At 68.9% G+C, this 10,696-nt stretch carries 5 protein-coding genes; 2 read left to right on the top strand and 3 right to left on the bottom strand.

Features of this window, described 5'->3' with window-relative positions:
- Positions 1-2: 2 nt before the first annotated feature.
- Together hutI and ABD289_RS13800 are read left to right on the top strand one after the other, a co-directional pair.
- The gene (gene hutI / locus ABD289_RS13805) at positions 3-1,163 is read left to right on the top strand and encodes an imidazolonepropionase (protein WP_344131304.1); all 1,161 of its coding nucleotides are present in this window, start codon (positions 3-5) and stop codon (positions 1,161-1,163) included.
- Between the two features lie 101 nt (positions 1,164-1,264).
- Entirely contained in the window at positions 1,265-2,233 is a 969-nt protein-coding gene (locus ABD289_RS13800) for a zinc-binding dehydrogenase (protein WP_344132052.1), read from the top strand.
- A gap of 47 nt (positions 2,234-2,280) precedes the next feature.
- Here the strand turns inward: ABD289_RS13800 and ABD289_RS13795 are convergent, their stop codons facing one another.
- The 3 genes from ABD289_RS13795 to ABD289_RS13785 form a co-directional block, all read right to left on the bottom strand.
- Positions 2,281-2,457 (bottom strand): DUF6104 family protein, encoded by a 177-nt coding sequence (locus tag ABD289_RS13795; protein ID WP_344131300.1) that lies wholly within the window; start codon positions 2,455-2,457, stop codon positions 2,281-2,283.
- Positions 2,458-2,609: 152 nt separating this feature from the next.
- A complete protein-coding gene (locus ABD289_RS13790; RefSeq protein WP_425564687.1) occupies positions 2,610-6,254 on the bottom strand; it encodes a multifunctional oxoglutarate decarboxylase/oxoglutarate dehydrogenase thiamine pyrophosphate-binding subunit/dihydrolipoyllysine-residue succinyltransferase subunit in 3,645 nt (1,214 codons plus the stop codon).
- 593 nt (positions 6,255-6,847) lie between these two features.
- Positions 6,848-10,630 carry an ABC transporter ATP-binding protein gene (locus ABD289_RS13785; RefSeq protein ID WP_344131294.1) on the bottom strand — a complete coding sequence of 1,261 codons (3,783 nt, stop codon included), beginning with the start codon at positions 10,628-10,630 and terminating at the stop codon, positions 6,848-6,850.
- Positions 10,631-10,696: the final 66 nt, after the last annotated feature.

Here is a 10,696-nt window from a genome sequence, read left to right as displayed (position 1 = left end):
CGATGCCAGCCACTGTTATCACTGGAATCGGTGAACTTACCACCAACGAGCCCGAGATCGGCAAGCTCGAGGACGCGGCGCTGGTCCTGGAAGACGAGCGGATCACCTGGGCCGGTCCGACGAGCCGGGCACCCGCCGCCGACGTACGCGTCGATGTCGAGGGGCGCGCGGTCTTGCCCGGTTGGGTGGACAGCCACACGCACCTTCTCTTCGCAGGCGACCGCACGACCGAGTTCGCCGCCCGCATGGCGGGCGAGCCCTACCGGGCCGGTGGCATCGCCGTCACGGTCGAGGCGACCCGCCGGGCCGGTGACGAGGAACTGGCGAGGAACCTGCGCAGGCACCTCGACGAAGCAGCAGCCCAAGGCACCACCTGCGTGGAGACCAAGACCGGCTACGGGCTGACCGTCGAGGACGAGGTGCGGGCAGCCGAGATCGCGAACGGGCTCGCCGATGAGGTCACGTTCCTCGGGGCGCACCTGGTTCCGCCGGGCGAGCGGGCCGAGGACTACCTGGACCTGGTGTGCGGGGAGATGCTCGATGCGGTGGCCACCCATGTGCGCTGGTGCGACGTGTTCTGCGAGAAGGGCGCCTTCGACGCGGATCAGTCCCGGCGCGTGCTGGCCGCTGCCGCGAGACGCGGGCTGGGACTGCGGGTCCACGGCAATCAGCTCGAACCCGGCCCAGGGGTGGCGATGGCCGTCGAGGTGGGTGCCGCCAGTGTCGATCACTGCACGCACCTGACCGACGCCGATGTGGGCGCTCTCGCCGAGTCCGACACGGTCGCGACCTTGTTGCCCGCCTGCGACCTGTCCACCCGCCAGCCGCTTCCGGACGCGCGTGCGCTGCTCGACGCGGGAGCCACCGTCGCCCTGGCCAGCAACTGCAACCCGGGTTCCTCCTACACCTCGTCCATGGCGTTCTGCGTGGCCACTGCGGTGCTGCAGATGCGGATGAGCGTGGACGAAGCCGTGCGTGCCGCGACCTGGGGCGGAGCCCGCGCGCTGCGCCGCGAGAGCGGTGCGGACGCGGTCGGTGTGCTGCGGCCCGGTGCCCGCGCGGACGTCCAGGTGCTCGACGCCCCGAGCGCCACGTGGCTGGCCTACCGGCCGGGGGTGCCCCTGACGCACGCGGTGTGGCGCAAGGGAGACCGCGTGCGCTGATCTGAGCAAGGGAACTTTCCTGTCACCTTCCCGCACCTTGACCTCCAGCTAACTCGAAGTTCGAAGATGCTTGGAGTCGAGCGGAACGGAGCGTGGTCGTGATGCGTGCGGTGCAGGTCAAGGAGTTCGGCGGACCGGAGGTCCTGTCGGTGGTCGAAATCGGGGATCCGCGGCCTTCGGCCGGGCAGGTGCTGGTGCGGACGTCCGCTGTGGACGTGTTGTTCGTGGACACTCAGCTTCGCCGGGGATGGGGACAGGAGTACTTCGGGACCACGCCGCCCTACGTTCCCGGTGACGGCGTGGCCGGGGAAGTGGTGGAGCTCGGTGCCGACGTCGATCCCGATTGGCTGGGCAAGACCGTCGTCGCGAGCACCGGAAACGCCGGAACCTACGCCGAACTGGTCGTCGTCGCGGAGTCCGAGCTGGTCGTGGTGCCCGATGGGTTGGACGAGCGGGCAGCGGTGGTGTTGCTGCACGACGCGACCACGGCGCTGCTGTTCGCCGAGCACGCTCGGATCGGTTCCGGCGAACGAGTGCTCGTCACCGCTGCTGGCGGTGGAGCGGCGACGATCCTCGTCCAGCTGGCCCGGGGCGCGGGTGCACGCGTGATCGGCGCGGCGCGCGGTGCGGCGAAACTCGACCTGGTGCGCGAGTTGGGTGCGGAACCGGTCGACTACAGCGAGCCCGGCTGGCAGGAACGGGTCCGCGAGCTGACCGGTGGCGTCGACGTCGTGTTCGACGGAGCCGGCGGATCGCTCGGCGGAGCCGCCTTCGACGCGGCCGACCGGGGAGCCCGCGTCTACACCTACGGGGCCTCCAGCGGGGACTTCGCGGTGATCGACGAGGCGCAGGCACAGCGCAGCGGCGTGGTCGTGACAGGTTTGCTCGACCTCCAGCACAGCTCCCGGCAGCAGCGCAAGGAGCTGCTGGTGCGCGCGTTGACCGAGGCAGCAGCGGGCAAGATCGAACCGACCGTCGGGCCGAGCTTCCCGCTTCGGGAAGCGGCCGCAGCGCACGCGGCGATCGAAGCTCGCACCGTGCTCGGACGCGCCGTCCTGCTGCCGGATTGATCCGGGGAGCCCGGCCGCGGGCTGGGGGTTCGCGGCCGGGCTCGGCGTCACTCGTCGTCCGCGTCGTCGCGCGCCAGGAACGTCGCGAGCCGCTCGGTGGCGTCCTCGTAATCCGGGTTGAGATCCACGAAGGCCCGCATCCGGTCAGCGACCCAGGACAGGGCGACCTCGTCGTCTCCGCGACGCTCCTCGAGTTCCTCAATGCCGCGGTCGGTGAAGTACACCTGCTTCCTCCTCGTTCACCTGAGATGTCTTGGCGGAGCGGTTCGGGAACAGCAGGGTACGAAACCCGCGTTGATCGCGAGCCCGCACCCCGCTGGGAACGAAAACGGGCCGCCGGCTCCCGAAAGAACCGGCGGCCCGCGTCAGTCGTGGATCAGGCGAAGGCCGACTCCACGACCTCTGCCTGCTCGACCTCGTGGACCTTGGCCAGACCGGTGGCCGGGGCGGCCATCGGCCGACGCGACACCCGCTGGAGCGCGCCGGCCAGCTGCGGGAACAGCTCCGGCAGCGCCAAGCCCAGGAACGGCCATGCGCCCTGGTTGGCCGGCTCCTCCTGCGTCCAGCGCACCGACTCCAAGTTCGGGTAGCGCTCGAACAACCTGCCCAGCTTGCGGTGCGGCAGCGGGTAGAGCTGCTCGAGCCGGGCGATCGCGGTGTCGGTGATGCCTTCCTTGTCGCGGTGCGAGGCCAGCTCGTAGTAGAGCTTGCCGGTGCACAGCACCAGCTTCTTGACCTGCGACGGGTCCGGTTGGGCCGGGTCGTCGATCACCGAGGTGAACTTGCCCTCGGTGAAGTCCTCGACCGGGCTGGTCGCGGCCTTCAGGCGCAGCATCGACTTCGGCGTGAACACCACCAGCGGACGGTGGATGCCGTCCAGGGCGTGGCGCCGCAGCAGGTGGAAGTAGTTCGCCGGAGTCGACGGCATCGCCACGGTCATCGAACCCTCGGCGCACAGCTGCAGCCACCGCTCGATGCGGCCCGAGCTGTGGTCCGGGCCCTGGCCCTCTTGCCCGTGCGGCAGCAGCATGACCACGTCGGAGCGCTGGCCCCACTTGGCCTCGCCGGAGGAGATGAACTCGTCGATGACCGGCTGGGCGCCGTTGAAGAAGTCACCGAACTGCGCTTCCCACAGCACCAGCGAATCCGGGTTGCCCACCGAGTAGCCGTACTCGAAGCCCAGAGCCGCGAACTCCGACAGCGCCGAGTCGTAGACCAGGAACTTGCCCTGGTCGTCCGAGAGGTTCTGCAGCGGCGTGTACTCGGAGTTGTTCTTGCGGTCGATGAGCACCGAGTGGCGCTGGCCGAAGGTGCCCCGGCGGGAGTCCTGACCGGTCAGCCGGACCTGACGACCCTCGCTGACCAGCGACCCGAACGCCAGCAGCTCACCGAAGGCCCAATCGATGCCGCCTTCGCGGCCCATCTTGGCGCGCCGCTCCAGCACCGGCTTGACCCGCGGGTGCGGGCTGAAGCCCTCGGGCAGGTTGATCTGCGCCTCGGAGATGCGCTCGAGCTCGTCCTTGGAAATGGCCGTGGACAGGCCACGCGGGACCTGCTGTTCGGCCTCCACCGAAGGGCTCGGTTCCGGCGGGGTCTTCTCCAGCTCCCGCACCTCGTTGAACACGTGCTCCAGCTGAGCGGCGTAGTCCTTGAGCGCCTTCTCGGCCTCCTCGACGGTGATGTCACCGCGGCCGATCAGCGACTCGGTGTAGACCTTGCGAACGCTGCGCATCTTGTCGATCGCGTCGTACATCTTCGGCTGCGTCATCGAGGGGTCATCGCCCTCGTTGTGACCGCGGCGGCGGTAGCAGACCATGTCGATGACGACGTCCTTGCCGAACGCCTTGCGGTACTCCACGGCCAGCTTCGCGACCCACACGCAGGCCTCGGGGTCGTCGCCGTTGACGTGGAAGACCGGCGCGCCGATCGTCTTGGCCACGTCCGTGCAGTACTTGCTGGAGCGGGAGTGCTCCGGCGCGGTGGTGTAACCGACCTGGTTGTTGACGATCACGTGCACCGTGCCGCCGGTGCGGTAGCCGCGCAGCAGCGACAGGTTCAGCGTCTCGGCGACAACGCCCTGACCGGCGAACGCCGCGTCACCGTGCAGCAGGACGGGCAGGACGGTGAAGCCCTCCTGACCCTTGTCCAGGATGTCCTGCTTGGCGCGGACGATGCCTTCCAGCACCGGGTCCACGGCCTCCAGGTGCGAGGGGTTCGAGGTCAGCGACACCTTGGTCTCGCCGTCGCCGAACATGCGGAAGTACTTGCCCTCGGCACCCAGGTGGTACTTCACATCACCGGAGCCGTGCGCCTGGCCCGGGTCCAGGTTGCCCTCGAACTCGCGGAAGATCTGCGAGATCGGCTTGCCCACGATGTTGGCCAGCACGTTGAGCCTGCCGCGGTGCGGCATACCGATGACGACCTCGTCGAGCTCGTGCTCCGCGGAGCTGTCCAGCACCGCGTCCAGCAGCGGCACCACGGTCTCGGCGCCCTCCAGCGAGAAGCGCTTCTGCCCGACGTACTTCGTCTGCAGGAAGGTCTCGAAGGCCTCGGCCGCGTTGAGCTTGGACAGGATGTACTTCTGCTCGGTCGGGTCCGGCTTGGTGTGCGGCTTCTCGACCCGCTCCTGCAGCCACTCGCGCTCGTCGGGCTCGAGGACGTGCATGTACTCCACGCCGACGGTGCGGCAGTAGGAGTCGCGCAGCACCCCGAGCACGTCGCGCAGCCGCATCTTCTCCTTGCCCGCGAACCCGCCGACCGCGAACTCGCGGTCGAGGTCCCACAGCGTCAGGCTGTGGGAGAGGACGTCCAGGTCCTCGTGCCGCCGCTGCCGGTAGTTGAGCGGGTCGATGTCGGCCATCAGGTGGCCGCGCGTGCGGTAGGCGTCGATGAGCTCGAGCACCCGGGCGGTCTTGTCGACAGCGCCCTCGGGGATGTCGTTGGTCCAGCGCACCGGCTCGTACGGGATGCGCAGCGACGCGAAGACGTCGTCGAAGAACCCGTCTTCGCCCAGCAGCAGCGAGTGCACGCGGCGCAGGAAGTCGCCGGACTCGGCGCCCTGGATGACGCGGTGGTCGTAGGTGGACGTCAGCGTCACGATCTTGCTGATGCCCATGTCGACCAGCGTCTTCTCGCTGGCTCCCTGGAACTCGGCCGGGTAGTCCATCGCGCCGACACCGATGATCGCGCTCTGGCCCTGGGTCAGGCGCGGCACCGAGTGGTTGGTGCCCGACGGGCCCGGGTTGGTCAGCGAGATCGTCGTTCCGGCGAAGTCGTCCGCGGTCAGCGCGTTGTTGCGCGCCTTGCGGATGATGTCCTCGTAGGCCTGCCAGAACTGGTAGAAGGTCATTTCCTCGCAGGCCTTGATGGAGGCGACCACGAGGTTGCGCGACCCGTCCTTGCTCGGCAGGTCGATCGCCAGGCCGAGGTTGATGTGCTCCGGCGTGATGGCCGCGGGCTTGCCCTTGGCGTCCACGCCGTAGTGGCGGTTCATGTTCGGGAAGTCCCGGACTGCCCGGACCAGCGCGTAGCCGATCAGGTGGGTGAAGGAGACCTTCCCGCCCTTGTTCCGCTTCAGGTGGTTGTTGATGACGATGCGGTTGTCGAACAGCAGCTTGGCCGGAACCGCGCGAACGCTGGTCGCGGTCGGAACGGACAGCGACTGATCCATGTTCTTGGCGATCGCCGCCGCAGCGCCTCGGAGCGTCTTCACGTCGCCCTCGGCCTGCGGCTCCTTGACCGGTGCCGCCTTGGCGGCCTGCTGCGGAGACGGCTTGGCCGCGGGCTTGGCCGGCTGCGGGTCCGGAGCCGGAGCCGCAGCCGGAGTCGCGGCCGACGGCGCCTGGCCGTTGGTCTCACCCGAACGCTTGGCGGTGGCGGTGGTCGCCGGGGCCGCCGCGGCGCCGGCCGCAGCAGCGGTCGCGGTGTTGTCTTTTGCTGTCTGGCCCGACTTGTAGTCGGCGAAGAATTCGTGCCACGCCGAGTCTACGGAGGTGGGATCCTGGAGGTACTTCTCGTACATCTCCTCGATCAACCACTCATTGGGGCCGAACTGTGACGCGGGGCTGCTGGACACGGCTGGCGTTCGCCTCGATCCATCTGCTCGTGATTTACAGACACACTCGGGTACCAGGCTAGCCGTCCGAATCGCGAGGTTGACACACAGGACGGCCGTTCGATGGACCGATATCCGTCACAAAATCGATCAGGATCGTCTTTCCAGCGGGGATGACCCCCGAACGGCCCACGCGGACGATCAACGGCCACGCCTACGATGCCTACTCGCTGCTCAGCGCCGCTTGGTACTTCCCTACCGAGAATGTCGTCCGCCCCCATTATGACGTTTCAGCGCCACGTTGTGTGTCCGGATGATCACCGGGCCCATCGATGTGGCGGGCGCAACTCGGTTGTGCGCTCAGATGAGCGCCTACGAACGCGGGTTGCGGGGTCCATCGGTGGCGCAGCGTGGCGTTCCTTTGCCGGAACGTGTTTGTTCGCCGGGTTCGGGCAGGGTTCGTGACCGAAAGGTTCCCAAACTCACACCGCCACCCGCGCGGAGTTGATCGAAAGGTTCCCTTCCGCACCGCACCGCTCAAGCCCGGAAGAAACTCCCGCTCAGGCGATGCTGCCGACGCTTCGGCCGCTGCCACGATGCTCCTCGGCGGCCCGCCAGAGTCGTGCGTAGTGCCCGTTGCCGGCCAGCAGTTGCTGGTGGCCTCCCTGCTCGACGATGCGACCGTCATCGACGACCACGATCCGGTCAGCCCGTGCCGCCGTACCCAGCCGGTGCGCCACGACGAAGGTCGTGCGCCGCGCGGCGACCCGGTCGCTGGCGGCAACCACCATCGACTCCGTGGCCGGGTCCAGGGCCGCCGTCGCCTCGTCGAGCAGCAGCACATCGGGATCGACCAGTTCGGCGCGGGCCAACGCCACCAGCTGCCGCTGCCCGGCCGAGAGCCCGTGGCCCCGCTCGCCGACCTGCTGGCGGAAGCCGCGCGGCAACATCGCGATGCCCGGCAACGCCCCGACGTCGCGCGCGGCGGCCTCGATCTCGTCCGGAGTCGCCTCGGGCCGCGCGTAGGCGATGTTGGTGGCCACGTCGCCGGCGAAGAGATGCCCCTCTTGCGGCACCACGGCCAGCCGCTGATGGAAGTCGGTGAGCCCGTAGCTGCGCACATCGACCCCGTCGACCAGGACCGACCCGTCCGTGATGTCGTAGAACCGGGCGATGAGCTTGATCAAGGTCGACTTGCCCGCACCGGTCGCGCCCACCAGAGCCACCGTCTCACCAGGGTGCACGGTCAACGACACGTCGCTCAGCGCGTACTGCTCGGTGCCCGGGTAGCGGAACGAAACGTCTCGAAGCTCGACCTCGCCGCGCAGTCGTTCGCCGAGGGCGGCCGGTGCGGTCGCGTCCGGCACCGAACTCGGCGTGCGCAGCAGCTCGCCGATGCGCCTCAGTCCGACCTTGGCTTGCTGATAGGCGTCGAAGACGCTGCCCAGCTGCTGCACCGGGGAGAAGAACAACCGCAGGTACAGCAGGAACGCGACCAGCACGCCAGAGGTCAGGTCTCCGGAAGCCACCCGCGCGGCACCCACACCCAGCACGGCGGCTTGAGCGATGTCCGAGAGCATCGTGACGAACGGGAAGTAGGTGGCGATGTAGCGCTGCGCCCGCAGGCGCGTGCGCCGGTAAGCGTCGCTGCGCTGGGAGAAGACCTTCGCCGCGTGCCCTTCGCGGCGGTGCGCCTGGGCCACCCGCATACCGGAGACGTTCTCCTGCAGGTCGGCGTTGACGACACTGACCCGCTCGCGCGCCTCGGTGTAGGCCCGCGAGGAGACACGCCGGAAGACCACTGTGGCCAGCACCAGCACGGGCAGGACGGCCATCGCGACCAGCGCCAGCGAGACGTCCGTGACCAGCAGTGCGACCGCGATGCCCACGAGAGTCAGCGCGCTGACCACGAAGGTGGCCAGACCGGTCTGCAGGAACGTCGACAACGCGTCGACGTCGGTGGTCATCCGGGTCATGATCCGCCCGGCCTGCTCTCGCTCGTAGAAGTCCAACCCGAGCCGCTGCAGGTGCGCGAAGCTGCGCATCCGCAGGGCGTAGAGCAAGGACTCGCCGGTGCGCGCTGCAACGACGGTCTGCAGCAGAACCGCCAGCCAGCCAGCCGCCACCACCAGCGCCGCCAGCGCGGTCGCCAGCCACAACGCGTCGGCCTGGCCCGTGCCGACGCCGCTATCAACGCCGTGCCGCACCAGCGATGGCAGGAACACGGAGGTCAACGCGTCGCCCGCCACCAGCGCGACCGTGAGCAGCAGTCCCCAGCGGATCGGTTTGAGCAGCCGCAGCAGTCTGAACTGCGGATCGGGTGCGGTGGGATCTTGACCGTGGTCACGCGGGGCATCCTTGATCGGCGGTAGTTCGCCGATCCCCTTGATCAGCTCCGGTGTAGGTGGCGTCGACGTACCCGACCTGCTTCCCGCGCCGCCCCGTCCGATCGTCTCCGGACCAGCGGAAACGGCCAGCAGCGGATCGTCGTCATCTTCGGGCTCCGGCCACAGCTTCGGTGTGGGGCCGTCGGAGTTCGCCTCGGTGGCTTGGTGCGCGGGTGCGTCGATGACTTTGCCAGCACCGGCGAGCAGCGATCGGAACAGCTCGCAGCGCGCCAACAGCTCGGTCTCGGTCCCGGTGTCGACGACGCGGCCCTCGTCGAGCACCACGATCCGATCCGCCAGAGCCAGCGTGGAGCGGCGATGTGCGATCAGCAGAGTGGTGCGCTGAGCGGTGACCGACTGCAGAGTGTCGTGGATGGCCGCCTCGGTCGTCGGGTCCACCGCCGAGGTCGCGTCGTCGAGGATCAGCACGCGGGGGTCCGACAGCAGCGCCCGTGCCAACGCCACGCGCTGCCGCTGCCCGCCGGACAACGTCAGCCCGCGCTCGCCGACAGCGGTGTCGTAGCCGTCGGGCAGATCCGAGATGAACTCGTGCGCCTCGGCCGCCTTGGCAGCCTCGATCACCTCGTCCTCGGTGGCGTCCGGACGCCCGTAGGCGATGTTGCCGCGAATGGAGTCCGAGAACAGGAACGCTTCCTCGAAGACCACGCCCACGGCGCTGCGCAGCGACTCGAACCGCAGGTCTCGAAGATCGTGGCCGTGGCCACGGGCGTCGCCATTCGCCGAGCCGATGGTGATGCTTCCCGAATGCACGTCGTAGAAGCGGGGTAGCAGCAGCGACACCGTGGACTTGCCGGAACCGGCCGGTCCGACGAGAGCGACGGTCTCGCCGGGGCGCACCTGCAACGACGTCCCGCGCAGCACCGGCTGGCCACGGGTGTAGCCGAAGTCGACGTCGTCGAGCCGGACCTCCAGAGGCCCCTCGGGCAGGCTGCGCGCGTCGGGCTTCTCCTGGACCTCCGGCTGGGAATCGACGAGTTCGTAGATGCGCTCCACGGCAGCTCGCGTCAGCTGCCCCTGGATCACGATGCTGGAGAGCATCCGGGCCGGTCCCGTGAGCATGGTGACGTAGCCGGCGAATGCCACGAAGGTTCCGATGCTGACCTCGTTCTGCAGCACCAGCCAACCGCCCAGGCCGAGCACCCCCACCTGTCCGGCCGAGGGAAGCGCAGCCAGGCTCGCGGAGGGAAGCGCGGTCAACCGGGCCGCGCGCATCCGCTCGCCGAACAGCCGACGTGCCCGCTCTCGCAGCTGGCCGACCTCGCGTTCCTCCTGGCCGAACCCCTTGACCACGCGCACACCGGTGACCGTCTCCTCGACGTGCTGCGCGATGTCGGCTGCGCTCTGCTGCGCCGACCAGGTGGCCGGGAACAACCTCTTCTTGCTGCGCGCCGATATCACCGCCACCAGGGGAGTCACGATCAGCGCGACGACGGTGAGCAGCGGCGATAGCCACAGCATCGCCGAGATCGCGAACACCGCGAGCACGGCGGTCCCCGCGGCCAGGGGAGTCATGGACAGCAACGCGTTCACCAGCTGCAGGTCGCTGATCGACCGCGAGACGACCTGCCCGGTCCGCAGCGCGTCCTGCTTGCCGCCATCGAGGCGCTGCATCGCGGCGAAAACCGCGCGTCGCAGGTCGTGCTGCACGTCCAGTGCCAACCGGCCTGCGCTGTAGCGGCGGACGAACGCCGCGGCGAAGCTGAACACCCCGAGCGCCAGCATTCCGAGCACGATCGGCAGCAGCCGGTGAGTGTTGTGCGCCACGGCATCGTCGACGGCCACCTTGGTCAGCAGCGGGACGACCGCCTCCAACCCGACCGCCAGCACCGAGGCGCCCATGGCCAGTACCAATGCGACCGGGTGACGCTTGCAAGCGGTGAAGAGGCGACGGATCCAGCCGCCGGAGGAGGGGCGGGGATTACCGGAGTCGCTCACGTCCCCAGGTTATGCCGCACCCCCGACCGCGCAGCACAGCCGAGCGGTCGGATGTGACCACTGAAA

The organism is Saccharopolyspora halophila (assembly GCF_039531955.1).
GTDB classification, from domain to species: Bacteria; Actinomycetota; Actinomycetes; order Mycobacteriales; family Pseudonocardiaceae; genus Saccharopolyspora; species Saccharopolyspora halophila.
The sequence above is the reverse complement of the archived record's forward strand: the minus strand, read 5'-3'. Positions and strand labels throughout refer to the sequence as shown.